The sequence below is a fragment of the Nocardioides sp. Z21_20 genome (assembly GCF_059766585.1).
Genome location: NZ_JCBAJX010000007.1, coordinates 125,276 through 145,432 on the forward strand (window position 1 = coordinate 125,276; position 20,157 = coordinate 145,432).

Annotated in this window: 20 protein-coding genes; 14 read left to right on the forward strand and 6 right to left on the reverse strand. The window is 72.5% G+C overall.

Features of this window, described 5'->3' with window-relative positions:
- Positions 1–38 precede the first annotated feature (38 nt).
- Both AC6EH9_RS13010 and AC6EH9_RS13015 read left to right on the forward strand, forming a co-directional pair.
- Positions 39–1,715: a hypothetical protein gene (locus AC6EH9_RS13010; protein ID WP_498423699.1), complete on the forward strand. Its 1,677-nt coding sequence runs from the start codon at positions 39–41 to the stop codon at positions 1,713–1,715.
- A complete protein-coding gene (locus AC6EH9_RS13015) occupies positions 1,712–2,728 on the forward strand; it encodes a hypothetical protein (protein WP_498423701.1) in 1,017 nt (338 codons plus the stop codon). Before AC6EH9_RS13010 ends, AC6EH9_RS13015 begins: the two co-directional genes overlap by 4 nt.
- Before the next feature lie 10 nt (positions 2,729–2,738).
- On the opposite strand, the gene pseI is transcribed toward AC6EH9_RS13015, so the two are convergent.
- Both pseI and AC6EH9_RS13025 read right to left on the reverse strand, forming a co-directional pair.
- The gene (pseI, locus tag AC6EH9_RS13020) at positions 2,739–3,812 is read right to left on the reverse strand and encodes a pseudaminic acid synthase (RefSeq protein WP_498423702.1); all 1,074 of its coding nucleotides are present in this window, start codon (positions 3,810–3,812) and stop codon (positions 2,739–2,741) included.
- Complete coding sequence (locus AC6EH9_RS13025; RefSeq protein WP_498423704.1) at positions 3,809–4,318, reverse strand: GNAT family N-acetyltransferase; 510 nt, start codon at positions 4,316–4,318, stop codon at positions 3,809–3,811. The genes pseI and AC6EH9_RS13025 overlap by 4 nt, the downstream gene beginning before the upstream one ends.
- Positions 4,319–4,350: 32 nt before the next feature.
- On the opposite strand from AC6EH9_RS13025, the gene AC6EH9_RS13030 reads away from it, so the two are divergent.
- The 4 genes from AC6EH9_RS13030 to AC6EH9_RS13045 are packed head-to-tail and all read left to right on the forward strand — an operon-like array spanning position 4,351 to position 6,994.
- The gene (locus tag AC6EH9_RS13030; protein ID WP_498423705.1) at positions 4,351–4,602 is read left to right on the forward strand and encodes an acyl carrier protein; all 252 of its coding nucleotides are present in this window, start codon (positions 4,351–4,353) and stop codon (positions 4,600–4,602) included.
- The gene (locus AC6EH9_RS13035) at positions 4,599–5,840 is read left to right on the forward strand and encodes an AMP-binding protein (protein WP_498423706.1); all 1,242 of its coding nucleotides are present in this window, start codon (positions 4,599–4,601) and stop codon (positions 5,838–5,840) included. The genes AC6EH9_RS13030 and AC6EH9_RS13035 overlap by 4 nt, the downstream gene beginning before the upstream one ends.
- Entirely contained in the window at positions 5,833–6,609 is a 777-nt protein-coding gene (locus tag AC6EH9_RS13040; RefSeq protein WP_498423707.1) for an SDR family NAD(P)-dependent oxidoreductase, read from the forward strand. The genes AC6EH9_RS13035 and AC6EH9_RS13040 overlap by 8 nt, the downstream gene beginning before the upstream one ends.
- Positions 6,593–6,994, forward strand: a complete 402-nt coding sequence (locus AC6EH9_RS13045) for a hypothetical protein (RefSeq protein WP_498423708.1) — start codon at positions 6,593–6,595, stop codon at positions 6,992–6,994. The genes AC6EH9_RS13040 and AC6EH9_RS13045 overlap by 17 nt, the downstream gene beginning before the upstream one ends.
- A gap of 13 nt (positions 6,995–7,007) precedes the next feature.
- On the opposite strand, the gene AC6EH9_RS13050 is transcribed toward AC6EH9_RS13045, so the two are convergent.
- Positions 7,008–7,760 (reverse strand): class I SAM-dependent methyltransferase, encoded by a 753-nt coding sequence (locus tag AC6EH9_RS13050; RefSeq protein ID WP_498423709.1) that lies wholly within the window; start codon positions 7,758–7,760, stop codon positions 7,008–7,010.
- Between the two features lie 269 nt (positions 7,761–8,029).
- Here AC6EH9_RS13050 and AC6EH9_RS13055 point away from each other — a divergent pair, with 269 nt between their 5' ends.
- The 6 genes from AC6EH9_RS13055 to AC6EH9_RS13080 all read left to right on the forward strand — a co-directional run bounded on the left by AC6EH9_RS13055 (position 8,030) and on the right by AC6EH9_RS13080 (position 14,370).
- Positions 8,030–8,953 carry a Rossmann-like and DUF2520 domain-containing protein gene (locus AC6EH9_RS13055; RefSeq protein WP_498423711.1) on the forward strand — a complete coding sequence of 308 codons (924 nt, stop codon included), beginning with the start codon at positions 8,030–8,032 and terminating at the stop codon, positions 8,951–8,953.
- Positions 8,950–9,936 carry a pantoate--beta-alanine ligase gene (gene panC, locus AC6EH9_RS13060; RefSeq protein WP_498423712.1) on the forward strand — a complete coding sequence of 329 codons (987 nt, stop codon included), beginning with the start codon at positions 8,950–8,952 and terminating at the stop codon, positions 9,934–9,936. The genes AC6EH9_RS13055 and panC overlap by 4 nt, the downstream gene beginning before the upstream one ends.
- Positions 9,936–10,358, forward strand: a complete 423-nt coding sequence (panD, locus tag AC6EH9_RS13065) for an aspartate 1-decarboxylase (protein WP_498423713.1) — start codon at positions 9,936–9,938, stop codon at positions 10,356–10,358. The genes panC and panD overlap by 1 nt, the downstream gene beginning before the upstream one ends.
- A 19-nt stretch (positions 10,359–10,377) precedes the next feature.
- Positions 10,378–11,181 carry a type III pantothenate kinase gene (locus AC6EH9_RS13070; protein WP_498423714.1) on the forward strand — a complete coding sequence of 268 codons (804 nt, stop codon included), beginning with the start codon at positions 10,378–10,380 and terminating at the stop codon, positions 11,179–11,181.
- A gap of 90 nt (positions 11,182–11,271) precedes the next feature.
- Positions 11,272–11,613, forward strand: a complete 342-nt coding sequence (locus tag AC6EH9_RS13075) for a histone-like nucleoid-structuring protein Lsr2 (protein ID WP_498423716.1) — start codon at positions 11,272–11,274, stop codon at positions 11,611–11,613.
- A gap of 174 nt (positions 11,614–11,787) precedes the next feature.
- A complete protein-coding gene (locus AC6EH9_RS13080; protein ID WP_498423718.1) occupies positions 11,788–14,370 on the forward strand; it encodes an ATP-dependent Clp protease ATP-binding subunit in 2,583 nt (860 codons plus the stop codon).
- A 116-nt stretch (positions 14,371–14,486) separates the two neighbouring features.
- Here the strand turns inward: AC6EH9_RS13080 and AC6EH9_RS13085 are convergent, their stop codons facing one another.
- The gene (locus AC6EH9_RS13085) at positions 14,487–15,353 is read right to left on the reverse strand and encodes an iron-sulfur binding domain-containing protein (RefSeq protein ID WP_498423719.1); all 867 of its coding nucleotides are present in this window, start codon (positions 15,351–15,353) and stop codon (positions 14,487–14,489) included.
- A gap of 104 nt (positions 15,354–15,457) precedes the next feature.
- Here AC6EH9_RS13085 and AC6EH9_RS13090 point away from each other — a divergent pair, with 104 nt between their 5' ends.
- Positions 15,458–16,276 (forward strand): hypothetical protein, encoded by an 819-nt coding sequence (locus AC6EH9_RS13090; protein WP_498423721.1) that lies wholly within the window; start codon positions 15,458–15,460, stop codon positions 16,274–16,276.
- Positions 16,277–16,383: 107 nt separating this feature from the next.
- Here AC6EH9_RS13090 and disA read toward each other — a convergent pair whose 3' ends face one another.
- A complete protein-coding gene (disA, locus tag AC6EH9_RS13095; RefSeq protein WP_498423722.1) occupies positions 16,384–17,469 on the reverse strand; it encodes a DNA integrity scanning diadenylate cyclase DisA in 1,086 nt (361 codons plus the stop codon).
- A 51-nt stretch (positions 17,470–17,520) separates the two neighbouring features.
- Positions 17,521–18,942 carry a DNA repair protein RadA gene (radA, locus tag AC6EH9_RS13100; RefSeq protein WP_498423724.1) on the reverse strand — a complete coding sequence of 474 codons (1,422 nt, stop codon included), beginning with the start codon at positions 18,940–18,942 and terminating at the stop codon, positions 17,521–17,523.
- Positions 18,943–19,089: 147 nt separating this feature from the next.
- On the opposite strand from radA, the gene AC6EH9_RS13105 reads away from it, so the two are divergent.
- The gene (locus AC6EH9_RS13105; protein ID WP_498423725.1) at positions 19,090–20,124 is read left to right on the forward strand and encodes a LacI family DNA-binding transcriptional regulator; all 1,035 of its coding nucleotides are present in this window, start codon (positions 19,090–19,092) and stop codon (positions 20,122–20,124) included.
- The last annotated feature ends 33 nt before the right edge of the window (positions 20,125–20,157 follow it).

Below are 20,157 nucleotides of genomic sequence, written 5' to 3' on the forward strand. Positions count from 1 at the left end.
CCGCAGGCACCGGCGGTCCCGGCTGATATAAGAGTGAAGTGCGCGAACTGACAAACTTCCAGCCCTTCTGCAAGGTGGCTGCGCAGTTCTGGCAGCACAACGTCCTGCCTGCCGGCGACCGGGTGATCCTGGTCGAGGCGATGAGCCAGGACCTGCGAGTCACGCTGCGCAACCTCACCATCGCCAACGCCCTGCGACGCATCGAGCCCGCCCGGATCGTGGTCTACAGCGGCGCCGACGAGGACTGGAACCAGGTCGTGTGGACCTACTTCAACCTCGACGAGATCAGCCAGCTGGCCCGGGCCTACGGGGCCGACGAGATCTTCGACGTGCACAGCCTCGTGGATGCCCGGGTGGCCGGTGACCCGACCGAGCTGACGGTGGCCGGCGTCGACCTGGGCGGCGACCTCCCCGACCCCGGGATCGACCCGGCCGAGTTCGAGCGGGTCGTCTACGCCACCGCCTGCCGGATGGCCCGGGTGCCGCGCCTCGACGGCTCCGCGGAGCTCGAGGCCAAGCGGCTGCAGGTGCAGCGCCGCAGCACCGAGTTCGCCAAGGTCTACGACGCCCTGCTGACCAACCTGGACGTGGTGGCGCTCGTCTCGAGCCACGTGGACTACAACAACTTCGGCCTGGCGACCGAGGCCGCGCTCCGCCACGACGTACCGGTCCTGTTCCCGCAGTCGACCGGCGGGTTGAAGGCCTACGCGATCTTCCCCGAGAAGCACGATCCGAAGGCGGCGGTCCGGGCCACGCTGACCGAGCAGATCGGCGAGTTCTTCGAGAAGCACATCTGGGCCAACCGGGAGCTGGTCTACCGCGGCGCGGAGCTGACCACGTGGCGTGCCAAGGCGACGCTGGGCCGCCCCGCGTGGTGGCGGGCGGGTCGTGGCTTCTCCGGCGTCGACCTGCACAGCGCCGACGACCGGGCGGTGCTGCGCACCTACGCCGCCCGCCGCACCGGCCTGGACCCGGACAAGCCGATCGTCACCGTCTTCAACCACGCGGTCTCCGACGCACTGGGGACCAACATGGAGACCTTCGACGACCTCGGCGAGTGGTTCGAGGAGACCGCCCGGTTCGCCGCGGAGCATCCGGAGGTGAGCTGGCTGTTCCTCGACCACCCGCACCGGGCGCTCTACGACTCCTCCGGGTTCATGGACCGGGTGGCCGCGCGCTACGCCGACCAGCCGCACATGAAGTTCATGCTCAGCCTGGATCTGAGCAAGAACTTCCTGACCGCGCTGACCGACCTGGTCCTCACCGTGCGCGGCAGCGTCAGCAACGAGTACCCCGCCCTGGGCATCCCGGCGCTGCAGACCGGCTGGTCGGAGTGGAGCTCCTGCGGCTTCACGACCGTCGTCTCCAGCCGCGAGGAGTACTTCGAGACCCTGGGCCAGCACCTGCAGGCCCTGCTGCGCGGCGAGGACCTGATCTCGCCCGAGCAGGTCGAGCGCGCCCGGCTCTGGGCCTGGTTCTACCGTTCCGCCACCGACATCGCCTCCGGGCTGGTGCAGCAGTGGCAGGTCGGCGAGGGAGACGAGCTGTTCAACCTGCTGTCTGTGAACATGCTGCAGGTCGAGACCGACGCCGAGCCGGCGTTCGTCGGGGTGCGCCGTCTCTGGAGACGAAGGGACCCCTTCTTGACGCGTGTCGACTTCGAGCTGCCGCCCGAGCAGCTCAGCGACGCTCTGGCCCCGGTGGGTGCGCTGTGACCTACCGCCTGAGCTCCATCGACCTCGACACCCAGTTCGACGACCCGGTCCAGCCGCTCGTCGTCCCTGAGGTCGCCGAGCGGGGCGACTCGTTGGCGCTGTGCATGCTGGACGGCGCGAACCGTGCCCCATACCGCCTCGCCCGGCTGGTGCGGCGGGTGGCGATGCTGGGACTGCGGCTGGAGAACCCCGGCGCCGGGGTGCGCGTCACGATCCGTTTCCTGGTCGACGAGAACTCCACGATCATGTGGCGCCACGCGCACCTCGACGACGTCGGGGAGCCGGTGCTGGAGGACGAGTTCGGCAAGCACCGGCTGCTCGAGGTGAGCGCGCAGGGACGCACGCGTGCGGCCATCGTGCTGCGCCGCGAGCCCGGCGAGCCGGTGGCCCGCGGGCACGTCCAGTTCGACCTCCCGGCCGAGGAGATCGACGGATCCGGCATCGTGATGATCGGCTTCGAGACCCCGGGGGCGATCCCGGCCTGGGCCGAGCAGGACCTGCTCGAGGACTCCGCGATCGGCGTGTGCATCCGCAGCGTCGGCTTCGAGCCGATCGGCCCCGAGCCCGCGCCCGGAGACATCTCCGGAGGCAGGCAGGCCCACCGGGCGGCCCTGGTGAAGGCGCAGCCCGGCTTCTTCGTGGTCAACCCCGGCAGCCGGCCGGGCCCGGTCAGCCTCGCGATCTGGCCTCGGCTGCGTGAGCCGCGGGAGGTCGCCTCCGGGCGCGGGGCGCGCCTGGTCGAGCCCCTGCACCGGGTGCGGAACCTCGGTGAGCGGGTGGTCGACCGACGCCTGACCCGGGGGACGGTCCAGGTCGACGCGGTCTCCCTGACCGGGAGCCCGGTGCAGCCGGTCTCCGTCCGGCCGGGCGAGGACGGCCGGTACGTCGTACGGCTCCCCGAGCTCGAGGAGCCGACGTTCGTGCGGGCCCGGGTCGCGACCGGTGGCGCCAGGGCGCCGCGCGCCATCGACTGGCTGGTGCGGCTCAAGCGCCGCCCGGCGGCTCAGGGCTGAGCCGGGCGGCTCAGCCCTGGACGGGGCCCGCCAGCAGGTCCCAGCTCAGCGGGGTGCCCATCGCGGCGTCCACCGCGAACGTGCGGCCCTCCACGATCCGGAAGGTGTCCGGCGGCAGGCCGTCGGCGGGCCGCACCGAGCGGACGTTGTCGGCCGTGACCCGCTCCCCGGCCCGGACGTCGCGGGTGACGAAGAGCGAGCGGCGGAAGCGCAGCCCCTCGGCCTCGATCGCCTTGGGCCCGACGGTGGCCTCGCCCAGCGCCTGCCAGGCGGTGCGGGTCTCGCTGACCAGCAGCCGGAACTGCTCCGGACTCAACGAGAACGCCGAGTCCACGCCGCCGTCCTCGGGGTCCAGGGTGAGGTGCTTCTCGATGACGCAGGCGCCCAGCGCCACCGCCGCCACCGAGGCGCCGATCCCCAGGGTGTGGTCGGACAGGCCCACCACCACGTCCAGCGCGTCGCGCAGCACCGGCAGCGAGCGCAGGTTGGAGGCCTCGGGCGGCGCCGGGTAGGAGGCGGTGCAGCCGAGCACGATCACCTGCTCGTTGCCGGTCTCCCGGGCGGCGCGGACCGCGGCGTCGATCTCGCCCATCGTGGCGGTGCCGGTCGAGATGATGATCGGCCGGCCGGCGGCGGCGATGGCGCGGATCAGCGGGAGGTCGGTGATCTCGCTGGAGGCCGACTTGAGCACCGGCACGTCCAGGCCGACCAGGAAGTCGACCGCGGTCGGGTCGAACGGCGCCGAGAAGGCGATCATCCCCAGGCTCTTGGCCAGATCGAAGATCTCCTCGTGCCAGTCCCAGGGGGTGTGCGCCTCGACGTACAGGTCGTGCAGGCGGCGGTTGGGCCACAGCGGGTGGTCCGCGGAGAGCCGGAAGCGCGGGCTGTCGACGTCGAGGGTGATCGTGTCGGCGGTGTAGGTCTGGATCTTCAGCGCGTGCGCGCCGGCGTCGGCTGCCGCGCGGACGATCTCCAGGGCGCGGCCCTTGTCGCCGTTGTGGTTGCCCGACATCTCGGCGATGACGAACGGCGGGTGGTCCGGGCCCACCGGGATGTCGCCGATGCGGACCTCGCGCGGGGTCATCGCTTGCCTCCTCCGCGACGGTTCTCGCGTCGCAACTCGATCGGGATCACGGTGATGCTACGTCCGTCGACCTCACGGGTCGTGGGCTCGCCCTCGGTGAAGCGGAAGCGGCGGTTCATCATCCGCACCGCCTCGTTGTGGGCCAGCACCTCGCCGGTCAGCACGTCGACGCCGAGCTCGTCGAAGGCGTAGTCGGTCGCCTCCTTCATCACCGCCATCCAGGCGGTCAGCGCGAGGCCCTCGGCGGTGACGGACTCGTGGTCGAGGTAGAAGCCCCAGCCGGCGCTGGAGCCGGTGATGTCGAAGAAGCTGACCACCCCCAGGTCGCGCTCGCCGGCGCGGTAGACCAGCACCCGCCGGGTGGGGTCCTCCTGCACACGCTGCCACCAGGCACGGTGCTCCTCGAGGCCGATCACGTGGGCGTGGTTGCTCACCTCCCGGTTCGCCGGCTGGTTACGCCATTCGAGCATCGTCTCGAGGTCACCATCGAGGGCAGGGCGAAGCATGGCGTCGAGTCTGCCACGCTAGTCTGCGTGCCATGAACGCACTGTCCCGTGAGCAGATCCGTGACCTGATGACTGCGGTGCTCACTGCCCAGGGCAAGACGCTGCCGGCCGACGAGTCGGCTGTCCTGTCCGAGATCGGCTTCCGCTCCCTGGACTTCTCCGAGCTGGCGCTGCGCGTGGAGGACGAGACCGACGAGGAGCTCAACTTCGAGGCCTCCGGGCTGCGCCAGATCGTGACCGTCAAGGATGTCCTGGACCTCCTCGAGGAGCTCCAGTCCTCGTGACGGCCGGCGCTGACGGCGTGGCCGCGGCGGGCGCGGGCAACCGCATCATCGACGCCCGCACCGGCGCCGTGACCACCTGGGGCGAGCTGGACGACGTCGCGCTGAACCCTCCGGTCGCGGCGGTGGTCGGCAACGGCCTCGACGCGCTGCCGTGGGTGTGGGCCCACGCGCGTACCGGCGGCGAGTTGCTGGTGGTCGCCGCCGGCCGGATGGAGGACGGCCTCGCCGTCGAGCTCACCTCCGCCGGCTTCCGGCTGGCCGGCAGCCGCGAGCAGGAGCCGGACCACCCCCGCACGGGCGAGGCGGGGCGGCTGTGGCTGCTCACTTCGGGCTCCACCGGCCGGCCCAAGCGGATCGGCCACACCCTGGCCTCGCTGACCACCGTCGCGGGCTCCCAGGCACCGCGGACCTGGCTGTGTCCCTACTCCCCGGGCACCTACGCCTGGTGGCAGGTGGTGACGCTGGGCCTGACCCAGCCGGGGCAGGACCTGCTGGTCGTCGACCCCGGGCACCTCGACGCCTGGACCGCCGCGGCGGCGGAGCACGGCGTCAGCGCGGCGTCCGGCACGCCCACCTTCTGGCGCCAGACCCTGATGGGGCAGGCCGACGGGCTCGCCCGGGTGCCGCTGCAGCAGGTGACGCTCGGGGGAGAGCCGGTCGACCAGGCCATCATCGACCAGCTGCGCGAGGTGCTCCCGCAGGCGCGGATCTCCTGGATCTACGCCTCCTCCGAGGTGGGCGCCTCGATCGTGGTGCACGACGGTCGTGCCGGCTTCCCCGAGGAGTGGCTGGGGCGCTCGGTCCCGGGCCGCCCGGTCATCGACGTCGTGGGCGACGAGCTGGTGATCACCTCCCCGCACCACGGCGCCGGCCTGGACGGGCCGGTGCACACCGGAGACCGGGTCGAGCGGGTCGACGGCAGGGTGCTGATCACCGGCCGTCTGGACTCCGACGAGATCAACGTGGGCGGGGCCAAGGTCTCTGCCGGCGTGGTCCGCAACGTGCTGATGGCGCACCCCGGCGTGGCCTGGGCGCGGGTCACCGGCCGGCGCGCGCCGCTCGTCGGCCAGCTCGTCCAGGCCGAGGTCGTACCGGCCGAGCCGACCGGCGACACCGCGGCACTCGAGCAGGAGCTCGTGGCGTGGTGCCGCCCGCGGCTGCCGGAGCACGGCGTGCCCCGGCGGTTCCGCTTCCGTGACCAGATCCCGATCAAGGAGACGTTGAAGAGCGATGTCTGAGACCACCCCCAGTACCGCCACCGGCACCGCCGGTGACGAGTTCCCCACCGCCGAGGTGGTCCTCATCTCGGGAGCCTCGCGAGGCCTGGGTCTCGCCATGGTCGCCGACCTGCTGGCCCGCGGGGTGAAGGTCGCGGCCTTCGCCCGCACCGTCACCCCCGAGCTGGAGGCGCTGGCCGAGCAGTACCCGGACACCTCGCTGTTCGGGTCGGTGGACATCACCGACACCGCGGCGACGCAGGCCTTCGTGCGGCAGGTGGAGGAGAAGCTCGGCGTCATCGACGGCCTCGTCAACAACGCCGCCATCGGGCAGGACTCCCTGCACGTGCACACCTCGCCCGAGCGCATCGAGCAGATCATCGCGACGAACCTGACCGCGCCGCTGCTGCTGACCCGCTTCGTGCTGCGCCGGCTCCTGGCCAAGGGCCGCCGGGGCCGTCTGGTCAACGTCACCTCGATCTGCGGGCAGCGGGGCTACCCCGGCCTGGTCGCCTACTCGGCCACCAAGGGCGGCCTCGACGCGGCGACCCGGGCGTTCGCCCGCGAGTTCAGCGGCCGGGTGCTGGCCAACGCCGTCGCGCCGGGGTTCTTCGCCTCCGAGATGTCCGCGGTGCTCGGGCAGACCCAGCTCGACCAGATCCTGCGGCGCACCCCGTCCGGGCGGATGACGACCCCCGAGGACGTCGTCCCGGTGGTGCGGATGCTGCTGCTGGAGCAGACCAACATCAACGGCCAGTCGCTCGTGATCGACGGTGCCGGCTCCATCTGAGGCCCTCGACGAGGCCGGCGCGCTGGCCCACCTGGTGGTGGGCCGGCCCGAGACGCTGGTCTCCTCGCAGCGTCGCTCGCACCTGCACGACGGGCGCTGCGTGGCCTGGACCGGGCCGAGCGAGGGCATCGCGATCGACGCCGAGGTGGCGCGCCCGGTGCCCCCGGCCCTGGGCCGCCGGCTCGGAGTCGAGCGCTTCTGGGAGCGCTGGACCCGGGCGGAGTGCGCGGCCAAGCTCTCCGGCGTGCCGATGGCCGTGCTGGCGCGCGACGGGCTGGACCTGCCGCCGGGCGTCGTCCTCGAGCACGTCACCGTGCGGCTGGGGGACGTCGTGGTGAGCGTCGCCCGGGGGACCGCAGCGCCGGAGCCCGCCGCGGGGCGCTGAGCAGCAGGGCGGCTCAGCGGGTGTCGAGCACCACGCGGGTCAGCGCACCGTCGAGGACCACCTCGCCGCCGGTCGCGTGGGCGACCGCGTCCAGCGCGACGTCGGCGACCAGCTCCCGCTCCCCGTCGGGGATCACCGGGCCGGCGCGGCGCACGCAGCGCAGGGTGCCCAGCCGGGGCCGCTGACCGGCCAGGTGGCCGCTCTCCACGGCGATCGCGCGCCCGCCGGCCAGGCTGCGTACGACGTCGCGCCAGGCGGCGTCGCGCCCGGTGCCCACCTCGGCCCTGGCGCCGGGGCCGTCGTCGGCCAGGGGCCACCAGTCGGCCAGCCAGGTTCCGATGCTCTGCGGGACGCGGGTCTCGTTGAGCCGTGCCCCGAGCCGCTCGCGCCCGGTCAGCGGGTCGACGTGGACCAGCCGCGGGAAGCCCGCCTCGTCGACGGCCACCACGTGAGTCGGCACGTGGTTGAGCCAGTCGACGGCGAGGACCAGCCCGGCGAAGCCGGCCGGGAGGTCGAAGCGGGTGGCCAGCCCAGGCAGGGCGCGGGCGAGGTCGGGGGCGAGCATCCCCGCGGACCCGAGCAGGACGAGCTCGCTGGGATCCTCGCGCTCGACCAGCCCGATCAGCGCCTCCCGGTCCCGGGTGAACGCGGGCGGGTGGCTGCGCAGGAAGCCCTCGGGGCCGAACGAGGCACGGTCCCAGGCCTGCTTCCAGGTGGGCTCCGTGGGCGCCGGCAACCCCGGCATCCCCAGACTCGTGGTGCTCATGCCCGCAGACCCTACGTCCGCGACGGCGGGTCGGCGGTCCTCGGGCGGGGCCGTTCCGCGTCGCCCGGGTGACACCACGATGACGGCCGCGTTACCCAGGTCACCTCCCGGCCGGTTCCCCTGGGGAATGCGGAGGCGTACATTCCTCGTTGAACTCGGGGACGAGGGCGCCAGCCGGAGTCCTTCCACAACTCGAGCACACGTCCGGTACCCATACCGGCCCTCCGCACGGAGGGTGGTCGGCGGGACGGGAACGAAAGGTTCGGTCCATGACGCACCCGCTTCGGGTGGGGGTCATCGGCGCAGGTCGCGTCGGTGCGGTCCTCGCTGCCGCTCTGCGCACCGCCGGTCACGAGATCGTGGCCGCCGCCGGTGAGTCCGACGCCTCGCTCTCACGCATCTCGGCGCTGCTGCCGGGCGTCGCCAACGCCAAGCCCACCGCGGTCGCCCGCGACTGCGACCTGCTGCTGCTCACCGTGCCCGACGACATGTTGCCCAACGTCGTCGCCACGCTCAGCGCCAGTGGCGCCATCCACGAGGGCCAGCTGGTGATGCACACCTCCGGTCGGCACGGCCTCGCCGTGCTCGCCGACGCGCTCGCCGTGGGCGCGCGCCCGGTGGCGCTGCACCCGGCGATGACCTTCACCGGCACCGCGCTCGACCTCGACCGGCTCGCCGGCTGCGTCTTCGGCGTCACCGCCGGACCCGACGAGCGTGGCCTCGCCGAAGCGCTGGTGGACGACCTCGGGGGACGTGCCATGTGGGTGCCCGAGGAGCGCCGCACGCTCTACCACGCGGGCCTCGCCCACGGCGCGAACCACCTGGTGACCCTGGTCAGCGAGGCGATGGAGATGCTCGCCGCCGCCGGCGCCGACAGCCCCGCGGACACGCTGCGCCCGCTGCTCAACGCGGCCCTGGACAACGCGCTCACCCACGGTGACGCCGCGCTGACCGGCCCGATCGTGCGCGGCGACGTCAACACCGTGCGCGCGCACCTGGCCGACCTCACCGCCAATGCCCCGCACACGCTGGCGTCGTACGTCGCGATGGGCCGCGCCACGCTCAGCCGCGCGGTGCTCGACGGCCGGCTGCTGCCGATCCGGGCGGCGCGGATCGCCGAGCTGCTCGGCGTCGACGCCGACGCCCTCGCTGGCCCGGTCGAGGCCCCGGAGCGGGGAGCGCAGCTGCAATGAGCGCCGCCCCTGTGCTCGCGGAGACCCGCGAGCAGCTCTCCGCCCTGCTCGCCGAGCATCGAGCCGCGGGCCGCCGCGTCGGCCTCGTGCCCACGATGGGTGCGCTGCACGACGGTCACGCCAGCCTGGTGCGGTGCGCCCGCGAGCGCGTCGGGGACGGTCCGGTTGTGGTCTCGATCTTCGTCAACCCGATGCAGTTCGGCCCCGGTGAGGACCTGGAGCGCTACCCGCGCACCCTGGAGGCCGACCTCGAGGTGTGTGCCGGCGCCGGAGCCGACATCGTGTTCGCGCCGAGCGTGGAGGAGGTCTACCCCGGCGGTCCGCCCCAGGTGACCCTCGACCCGGGCCCTTTGGCGGACGTCCTGGAGGGCGCCGCGCGTCCCGGACACTTCCGCGGGGTGCTCACCGTGGTCGCCAAGCTCCTGGGGCTGGTGCGTCCCGACGTCGCGGTCTTCGGCGAGAAGGACTACCAGCAGCTCGTGCTGGTGCGCCGGATGGTGAGCGACCTGTGTCTGGGGGTCGAGGTCGTCGGCGGGCCCACCCGCCGCGAGGAGGACGGGCTGGCGATGAGCTCGCGCAACCGCTACCTCGACGCCGAGCAGCGCCGCCGCGCGTTGAACCTGTCCGCCGCCCTGCTCGCCGCCCAGGACGCCGCCGCCGAGGGCCTGGACGCGGCCTACGCCGCCGCCCGCGCGGTGCTGCGCCAGTCGCACGGCGTGGACCTCGACTACCTGACGATCACCGCGCCCGACCTGACGCCGCTGCCCGTCCCGGTGCCGGCCAGGACGCAGGCGCGCATCCTGATCACCGCCCGGGTGGGCGGGACCCGGCTGCTCGACAACATGCCGCTCCTGCTGGGAGCCTCGCCGACCGCCCAGCCCGACCAGACCGCCCAGCCCGACCAGAACCCGGGCGACCACAGCCACCACCAGACGAGCCGTGACGAGACGGCCGACCAGCCAGCGACGAGGGAAGTGCACTGATGCTGCGCACCATGATGAAGAGCAAGATCCACCGCGCGACGGTGACCCAGGCGGACCTGCACTACGTCGGCTCCGTGACCGTCGACGAGGACCTGCTCGACGCCGCCGACCTGCTGGCCGGCGAGCTGGTCCACATCGTCGACGTCACCAACGGCGCCCGCATCGAGACCTACACGATCGCCGGCGAGCGCGGCTCGGGAGTGATCGGCATCAACGGCGCCGCGGCCCGCCTGGTCCACCCCGGCGACGTGGTCATCCTGATCGGCTACGGCCAGATGGACACCGCCGAGGCGAAGGAGCTGCAGCCGCACGTCGTCTTCGTCGACGCCGACAACGCCATCATCGGCACCGGCTCCGACCCGGCCGAGGCGCTGCCCGGCACCGGGCTGGTCCGCGGCGACCTCACCGCAGCCGGCCGCTGAGCATGCCCGGGACCCGGCGATGAGCCTGCTCGCCGCCGACATCGGCAACAGCCACACGGTGCTGGGGCTGGTCGAGGACGGCGAGGTGCTGGCGCACTGGCGGGTCGGGACCGACGCGCGGCGCACCGCCGACGAGTGGGCGGTCCTGCTCAGCGGGCTCCTCGCCGACGCGCCCGGGGCGCTGCGCGGCGGCGGGCCGGCCGGCGTCCTCCTGGACGGGATCGCGGTGTGCAGCACCGTCCCCTCGGTGCTGCACGAGTGGCGCGAGATGCTGGCCGGCCGGTTCGCGGACGTGCCGAGCGTCGTCGTGGAGCCCGGGGTGCGCACCGGGGTGCCGATCCTGATGGACAACCCGCGTGAGGTCGGCGCCGACCGGATCGTCAACGCCCTGGCGGCCGCGACGCTGCACGGGGGACCGGCGATCGTCGTCGACTTCGGTGGGACCGCCACCACCTTCGACGTGGTCAGTGCCGCGGGACAGTACGTCGGCGGCGCCATCGCGCCCGGGATCGAGATCTCCCTGGAGGCGTTGGGACGCCGCGGCGCGCAGCTGCGGAAGGTGGAATTGCTGCGCCCGCGCACCGTGATTGCGAAGAACACCGTGGAGGCATTGCAGTCGGGAATGCTCTTCGGTGTCGCCGCGCAGGTGGAGGGAATCGTCGCGCGCATGATCGGTGAGCTCGGTGCGGCCACGGCTGACGTGCACGTGATTGCCACCGGTTACCTCGCCCCGGTGGTGCTCGACGAATGCGCGTGTTTCACCGCGCATTCCCCGTGGTTGACGCTGCGCGGCCTCGAGCTGGTTTTCCTGCGTAACTCCTGATCACGGGCACCGCGTATTCCATAGGAATGGGCAGAGTGCCGTGTGGCATGATTCACTGGATATTCATTCGACCGATTCAGGGAGTCAGCAATGGCGCAAAAGGTCAGTATTCAGCTCGTTGACGACATCGACGGTACCGAGGCGGACGAGACCATTTCCTTCGGCCTCGACGGCGCCTCCTACGAGATCGACCTGAACGACGCGAACGCGACGGCGCTTCGCGAGGCCCTGGCGACGTACGTCGGCCACGCCCGCAAGCTCAGCGCCTCGCCCCGCCGCGGACGACGCAGCTCCGGCTCGGGGTCCGGCACGTCCGCGGGCGGCCCGAGCGCCAAGGAGATCCGCGAGTGGGCGCGCGAGAACGGCTGGGAGGTCCCCGAGCGCGGCCGCGTCTCCTCCGAGGTGCGCGAGGCGTACGACGCGGCCCACTGAGCCGTTTCCCACCACGGTCCGCTGTTCGCTGACAGCGGACCGGCGCCTGCTGTTCTGGGGGAACACGTAGGCTTGTGGAGAAGTTGTTCCCTCACGTGAGGGCGTCCCACTGGGGCCGCTCACGACGCGAAGTGGATCGCCCACTTCAAGGAACTCCATGCCTGAGGAGCGCACATGTTCGAGCGGTTCACTGACCGAGCCCGCCGGGTGGTCGTGCTGGCCCAGGAAGAGGCCCGCATGCTCTCCCACAACTACATCGGCACCGAGCACATCCTGCTCGGGCTCATCCACGAGGGTGAGGGCGTCGCCGCCAAGGCCCTCGAGAGCCTGGACATCTCCCTGGAGGCTGTCCGCGCGCAGGTCGAGGAGATCATCGGTCAGGGCCAGCAGGCCCCCAGTGGTCACATCCCCTTCACGCCCCGTGCCAAGAAGGTGCTCGAGCTGTCCCTGCGCGAGGCGCTGCAGCTCGGTCACTCCTACATCGGCACCGAGCACATCCTGCTCGGCCTGATCCGCGAGGGCGAGGGTGTCGCAGCGCAGGTGCTGCAGAAGCTCGGCGCCGACCTCAACCGGGTCCGCCAGCAGGTCATCCAGCTCCTCTCCGGCTTCCAGGGCAAGGAGAGCGCCGCGGCCGGTGCCCCGCAGGGTGGTGGCGCCGAGGCGCCGTCCTCCTCGCTGGTCCTCGACCAGTTCGGGCGCAACCTGACCCAGGCGGCCCGCGAGGGCAAGCTCGACCCGGTGATCGGGCGCGGCCAGGAGATCGAGCGCGTCATGCAGATCCTGTCGCGGCGCACGAAGAACAACCCGGTCCTGATCGGCGAGCCCGGCGTCGGCAAGACGACGATCGTCGAGGGGCTGGCCCAGGACATCGTCAAGGGCAACGTGCCCGAGACGCTCAAGGACAAGCACATCTACACCCTCGACCTCGGCGCGCTGGTGGCCGGATCGCGCTACCGCGGCGACTTCGAGGAGCGGCTGAAGAAGGTCCTCAAGGAGATCCGCACCCGCGGCGACATCGTGCTGTTCATCGACGAGATCCACACCCTCGTCGGGGCCGGCGCGGCCGAGGGCGCGATCGACGCCGCCAGCATCCTCAAGCCGATGCTGGCCCGCGGCGAGCTGCAGACCATCGGCGCCACCACCCTCGACGAGTACCGCAAGTACCTCGAGAAGGACGCCGCCCTCGAGCGCCGCTTCCAGCCCATCCAGGTCGCCGAGCCGTCGATCGCGCACACCATCGAGATGCTCAAGGGCCTGCGCGACCGCTACGAGGCGCACCACCGGGTCACGATCACCGACGAGGCCCTGGTCTCGGCGGCGACGCTGGCCGACCGCTACATCTCCGACCGGTTCCTGCCCGACAAGGCCATCGACCTGATCGACGAGGCCGGCTCGCGGCTGCGGATCCGCCGGATGACGGCGCCGGCCGACCTGCGCGAGTTCGACGACAAGATCGGCGAGGTCCGCCAGCGCAAGGAGGCGGCGATCGACGGTCAGGACTTCGAGGCCGCCGCGCGTCTGCGCGACGAGGAGAAGCAGCTCATCGCCAAGAAGGCCGAGCGCGAGAAGCAGTGGCGCGCGGGCGACATGGACGTCGTCGCCGAGGTCGACGAGGAGCTGATCGCCGAGGTCCTCGCGGTCGCGACCGGCATCCCGATCGTCAAGCTCTCCGAGGCCGAGTCCACCCGTCTGCTGAAGATGGAGGACGAGCTCCACAAGCGCGTGATCGGCCAGGACCAGGCCGTCAAGGCGCTCTCGCGGGCGATCCGTCGTACCCGGGCGGGGCTCAAGGACCCCAAGCGTCCCGGCGGCTCGTTCATCTTCGCCGGCCCGTCCGGTGTCGGTAAGACCTGGCTGTCCAAGACGCTGGCGGAGTTCCTCTTCGGCGACGAGGACGCGCTTATCCAGCTCGACATGAGCGAGTTCGGCGAGAAGCACACGGTCTCGCGACTGTTCGGCTCGCCTCCCGGCTACGTCGGCTACGAGGAGGGCGGCCAGCTCACCGAGAAGGTGCGCCGCAAGCCGTTCTCCGTCGTCCTCTTCGACGAGATCGAGAAGGCCCACCCGGACATCTTCAACTCGCTGCTGCAGATCCTCGAGGAAGGTCGCCTGACCGATTCGCAGGGCCGGGTCGTGGACTTCAAGAACACCGTCATCATCATGACGACCAACCTCGGCTCGCGCGATATCGCCAAGAGCGTCAACCTGGGCTTCAACCAGATGGGTGACAAGGCGTCGTCCTACGAGCGGATGAAGAGCAAGGTCTCCGAGGAGCTCAAGCAGCACTTCCGGCCCGAGTTCCTCAACCGCGTCGACGAGATCGTGGTCTTCCCGCCGCTCTCGGAGGAGCAGATCGTGGCGATGGTCGACAACATGATCGCCTCGGTGGAGCTGCGCCTCAAGGACCGCGACATGTCGCTGGAGCTGACCCAGCCGGCCAAGGACCTGCTGGCGAAGCGGGGCTTCGACCCGGTGCTCGGCGCGCGCCCGCTGCGGCGCACGGTCCAGCGCGAGATCGAGGACGTGATGGCCGAGAAGATGCTCTACGGCGAGGTCGGTCCCGGTCAGATCGTGCTGGTCGACGTGGAGGGCGAGGGCCCGTCCGCGACGTTCACCTTCAAGGGCCAGAAGGTCGGCGCGCTGCCCGACCTGCCCCCGCTGGAGACGGCCGCCATCGACCTGGGCAAGGGCGAGAAGTCGGCCTCGGACGAGACCGACGGCCCGGTCGACATCAAGAAGTCGCCCGAGGGGGAGTAGCCCCCCGAGTGCTGTCGCCGGCGCCGGCCTCCTGTGGGAGGTCGGCGCCGGCCGCATTTCACGGCGTGCGGGCAGTAGTGCCTCTGGGCGTCACGGCAGTGCGTCGGGGCAGCTCGTCACGGCAGGGCGTAGGTCTCGCCCGGCCCGGCGACGACCAGCCCGTCGGCGACCAGGCTGACCAGCGCCCGCTCGCGCTGGACCTCGGGCGACCAGACCGCCTCCAGGCGCGAGCGGTGCACCGGCGCCTCGCTGTCGCGCAGCACCGCGAGCAGCCGGCCGCGGCACTGCCGGTCGGTGCCGGCGTAGGTCTGGACCCGACGCGCCGGGCCGTCATACGCCGGGTAGCCGGCGGCCCGCCAGGCGCACAGCTCCGCCACCGGGCAGTCCCCGCAGCGGGGGGCCTTCGCGGTGCAGACGAGGGCCCCGAGCTCCATCACCGCCACCGACCAGGTGGCCGCCTCGGGCTCAGCGGCCGGGAGCACGCCGGCGGCCAGCTCGCGCTCGGCCCGGGTGACGGCCGCGGCGGGGTGCTCGGCGCCCTGCAGCGTCCGGGCCAGGACGCGGCGGACGTTGGTGTCCAGCACGACGTGGCGCCGGCCGTAGGCGAACGTCGCGATCGCCGCCGCGGTGTAGTCGCCCACGCCCGGCAGCGCGATCAGCTCGTCGTACGACGCGGGGACCGCGCCGCCGTGGCGCTCGAGGATGGTGGTGGCCGCGGCGTGCAGGCGCAGGGCCCGGCGCGGGTAGCCCAGTCGTCCCCAGGCCCGGACCGCCTCGCCCGGCGGCTCGGCGGCCAGCGCTGCCGGGGTCGGCCAGCGAGTGAGCCACTCGGCGTGGACCGGCAGCACCCGGGCCACCGGGGTCTGCTGGAGCATGAACTCCGAGACCATCACCGACCAGGCGCTGGCGTCGGCGCGACGCCAGGGCAGGTCGCGGGCGCTCTCGTCGTACCAGCGCAGGACCGGGGCGTGCAGCTCGCTCATCGCGACGATCGTAGGGGCGGCGACGCCACCCGGGCGGCGCGGGCTCGCCACCCGTGCGGTGTGGCTCCACCACCGTCGTGCTCGGGGTAGATACCGTGTCGTCCATGACAGCTCTGACCCGTCCTCGGGGTCCGCTCCCCGCGCGGGTCTACTGGACCCGCCGCCTGGTCCTGCTCGCCGTGGCCGTGCTGCTGGTGGCCGGGATCGCGCGGGTGCTCGGGTCGGGCAGCGACGCCTCCTCGGAGCCCGAGGCCGCCCCGGTCGCCGCGGATCCCTCCGCCACCCAGGAGACCCCGCAGAGCTCCTCGGACCAGAGCGGCGCGAGCGGTCCCCGGGCCTCCCAGGCGGCCTCGGTCAAGCCCACGCCGGCCCAGCCGGACGGCCCCTGCGTCGACGAGGACGTGGTGGCCACGCCCGTGGTGGGCAAGATCGAGGCGGGCAAGAAGAGCCTGCTCGCGCTGGAGCTGACCACCCGGGAGGCGGAGGCCTGCACCTGGCGGGTCTCGTCCCAGACGCTCACCGTGAAGATCACCTCGGGCCCCGACGAGATCTGGTTCAGCCGGCACTGCCCCCAGGCGATCCCCACCAAGGACCTGATCGTGCGCAAGGAGATGCCCGCGAAGATCGCGGTGCGCTGGTCGGGGCGGCGCTCGGACGCCGAGTGCAGCGTGCTGACCGAGTGGGCGATGCCCGGCGGCTACCACGTCGAGGCCGCGGCCCTGGCCGGCGAGCCCTCGGAGGCCTACTTCGAGCTCGAGGCCCCCGCTGGCGCCGTCGTCACCCGCACCGTCACCCCGAAGCCCTCGCCGAACCGTCCGCGTGCCTCGCAGGGCACCGGCTCGAACCAGCCCGGCACCGACTCCTCCACCGGCACCCGCCGCCCCGGCGCGCGCCCCTCCGGCGCCGTAGAGCCCAACCGCTGACCCCCGCCGAGTCGGCGTGAACTCGCCGCGCAGGAGCGCCGAGTCGGCGTGAACTCGGCACGCAGGAGCGCCGAGTCGGCGCAAGCTCGCGGCCGGGCGAGCCAGGCTCAGACGTAGCGCTCGAGGATGCTGGACTCGGCGAGCCGGGAGAGCCCCTCACGCACGCTGCGCGCGCGCAGCTCGCCCACGCCCTCGACGGCCTGCAGGTCGTCGATGCCGGCCGAGAGCAGCTTCTGCAGGGTCCCGAAGTGCTCCACCAGGCGGTCCACGACCGTGCTCGGCAGCCGGGGGACCTTGGCCAGCAGCCGGTAGCCGCGCGGCGCCACCGCGCCGTCCAGGTGCTCGCTGGCGCCCAGCCCCAGCGCCCGGGTGACCGAGGCGGGATCGACCAGGTCGGTCGCGGAGAGCGACTCGAGGCGGTTGAGCAGGGTCTCGGGGCTCTTGGTGCGCCGCCCGGCCGGGAGGTAGTCGCGGATGACCAGCTCGCGCTCGGCGTCGACGCCGGTCACCAGCTCCTCGAGCTGCAGCGACAGCAGGCGTCCGTCGGTCCCGAGCTCGAGCACGTAGTCCTCGATCTCGCGTGCGATCCGGATCACCATCTCGAGGCGCTGCGCCACGACCGCGACGTCGCGCACGGTGACCAGGTCCTCGATCTCCAGGGCAGACAGCGTGCTGGACACCTCGTCGAGACGCATCTTGTAGCGCTCGAGGGTGGCCAGGGCCTGGTTGGCGCGCGACAGGATCTGGCCGGAGTCCTCCAGCACGTGACGGGTTTCGCCGACGTAGGCGGCGATGATCTGCATCGACTGCGACACCGAGATCACCGGGAACCGGGTCTGCTTGGCCACCCGGTCGGCCGTGCGGTGCCGGGTGCCGGTCTCCTCGGAGTGGATGGTGTGGTCGGGCATCAGGTGGACGGCCGCGCGGTGGATGCGGGTGACGTCCTTGTCCAGGATGATCGCGCCGTCCATCTTCGCCAGCTCGCGCAGCCCGGTGGCGGTGAACGGGACGTCGAGGGTGAACCCGCCGGTCGCGATGGACTCCACCGTCTTGTCCAGGCCCAGCACGATGAGCGCGCCGGTGCGTCCGCGCAGGATCCGCTCCAGGCCGTCACGCAGCGCTGTGCCGGGGGCGATCGACGCCAGGGTGGCCCGAAGACGCAGCGTGTCCTCGGAACGCTCGATGCCGACCACGACGTCCCCGATCTCCTGTAAGCATGCGGCAGCAGACCTCCGCCGCCGGCGTCAGTCTAGGGGACGCGGGCCCGTGGGGCGGGGACCTGCGAGATGCAGGAGTCGCAGCGCCGAGGCGACGTTGGGCACGTCGAGCACCCGCATGCCGTCGACGGTCCACGACTCGGGGCTGCGGACCTTCTTCTCGTGGCTTCCCGGGACCACCGCGACCCGGAAACCGAGCCGGGCGGCCTCGGCCAGGCGCTGGGGGAGGTCGCGCACCCGGCGCAGCTCACCGGCCAGGCCGATCTCCCCGATCGCGGCGACTCCGAGCGGGGCCGGCTCGCCGTACGTCGCGGAGGCCAGCGCCACCGCGATGGCCAGGTCGCTGGCGGGGTCGACCAGTCTGGCCCCGCCGACGGTGGAGGCGAACACGTCGTGGCTGTGCAGCCGGATGCCGCAGTGCTGCTGCAGCACCGCCAGCACCATCGCCACGCGGGAGGAGTCCAGCCCCGACGTCGTACGACGGGGACGCTCGGCCGCGCTGTGGGTGACCAGGGACTGCACCTCGGCCAGCAGCGGACGGCGCCCCTCCATCGTCACCGCGACGCAGGTCCCGGGCACCTGCTGCTGATGGTTCTCCACGAAGAGCCCGGTCGGGTCGGTGACCGCGGTGATGCCCTCGGAGGACAGGTCGAAGCAGCCGACCTCGTCGACCGGGCCGAACCGGTTCTTCATCGCCCGCACCATCCGGAAGCGGGAGTTGCGGTCGCCTTCGAAGTGCAGGACGACGTCGACCAGGTGCTCCAGGACGCGGGGCCCAGCGATGGTGCCGTCCTTGGTGACGTGGCCGACCAGCACCGTGGTGATGTTGCGGGTCTTGGCGACCCGGATGAGCGCCGCGGCGACCTCCTTGACCTGGGTGACCCCGCCCGGGACCCCGTCCACGCTCGAGGCGCTGATGGTCTGGACCGAGTCGACCACGATCAGGGTCGGGCGGACCTCCTCGATGTGGGTGAGCACCGCCGCCAGGTCGGTCTCGGCGGCGAGGTAGAGCTCATCCTGGACGCCCCCGGTGCGGTCGGCGCGCAGCCGCACCTGCGACGCCGACTCCTCACCGGTGATGTAGAGGGTGCGCTGGCGCAGGCGGGCGGTCTGGGCGGCCACCTCCAGCAGCAGCGTGCTCTTGCCGACCCCGGGCTCGCCGGCGAGCAGGATCGCGGCGCCGGGCACCAGCCCGCCGCCGAGCACCCGGTCGAGCTCGGGGACCCCGCTGGAGCGGAACTGCGACTCCGCCACCGAGACCTCCCCGATCGGGACCGCCGGCGTGGTGACGGGCCCGGCCGCGGATCGGGTGGCCACGACGGCGGTCTCCGCCACCGAGCCCCAGGCCTGGCACTCTCCGCAGCGGCCGACCCACTTGGCGGTCTCCCACCCGCACTCGGCGCAGCGGTAGGCCGGACGGGTGCGGGTCTTGGCGGTGGCTCTGCTCATGACAGGCACGCTAGGACATGGCGCCGACAGCCCGGAGCGCGTCGTCCCCAGGTGTGACGTGGCACGGCCGGGACAGCTGTTGACGAGGGCCGCGACAACGCCGATAGTTGCGCCAGAAGCATCGATTGGAACGATCAAGGGGTGGGGATGTCACGCAGCGGCTCACGCGTGTCCCTCGGCGTGCCGCCCACCCTGGCAGACGTCGCCGAGCGCGCGGGAGTCTCGCGCCAGACGGTGTCCAACGCCCTGAACAACCCCGACCTGCTGCGCCCCGAGACCCTGGTGCGGGTCCGCACGGTGATCGGTGAGCTCGGCTACTCGCCCAACCGGGCGGCGCGCAACCTGCGCACCCGCACCTCCCACCTGATCGGCCTGCGGTATGCCCCCGGACAGGAGCACACCGCCAACGCCGCGATGGACCGGTTCGTGCACTCCCTGGTCGAGACCTCGCGGGTGGCCGGGTACCACGTGCTGCTCTTCGCCGGCGACCCCGACGACCCGGTGGCGGGCTACGAGGACCTGCTCCGCTCCAACGCGGTGGACGCCTTCGTCGCCACCGACACGTTCCTGGGCAATCCCCAGGCCGAGTGGCTGGAGGCCCGCAGGGCGCCGTTCGTGGCATTCGGTCGGCCCTGGGACCAGCCGGGCGCGACCCACCCGTGGGTCGACGTCGACGGCGCGGTGGGCGCCGAGCTCGGGACCCGGCACCTGCTCGAGCGCGGGCACACCCGGATCGCCTGGATCGGGTGGCGCAAGGACTCCCGGCTGGGGGAGGACCGGCGGCTGGGCTGGGCACGCGCCCTGCACGACCGCGGGCTGCCCACCACCGGCCTGGCGTCACGGGTCGAGGACACCGTCTCCAGCGGTCGCGAGGCCTCCTCGGTGCTGCTCGACGAGGCCCGGCCCACGGCCTTCATGTGCGCCTCGGACACGCTGGCGATGGGAGTCATGCACACGCTCGCCGAGCGCGGCCTGCGCGCCGGACAGGACGTCGCGGTCGTCGGCTTCGACGACTCCCAGGTGGCGCAGGTGATGACCCCCGGGCTGACCTCGGTGCGCCAGCCGCTGGAGCAGGTGGCCGTCGAGATCGTCGCCGCCCTGCAGCGGCTGCTGGGCCATCCGCCGATCCGCTCGCGCGGAGTGCTGCTCGCCCCCACGCTGGCGGTGCGCGGCTCCAGCTGAGCGCCCGCCCTTCGGGTCAGCTGCGGGCGGTCG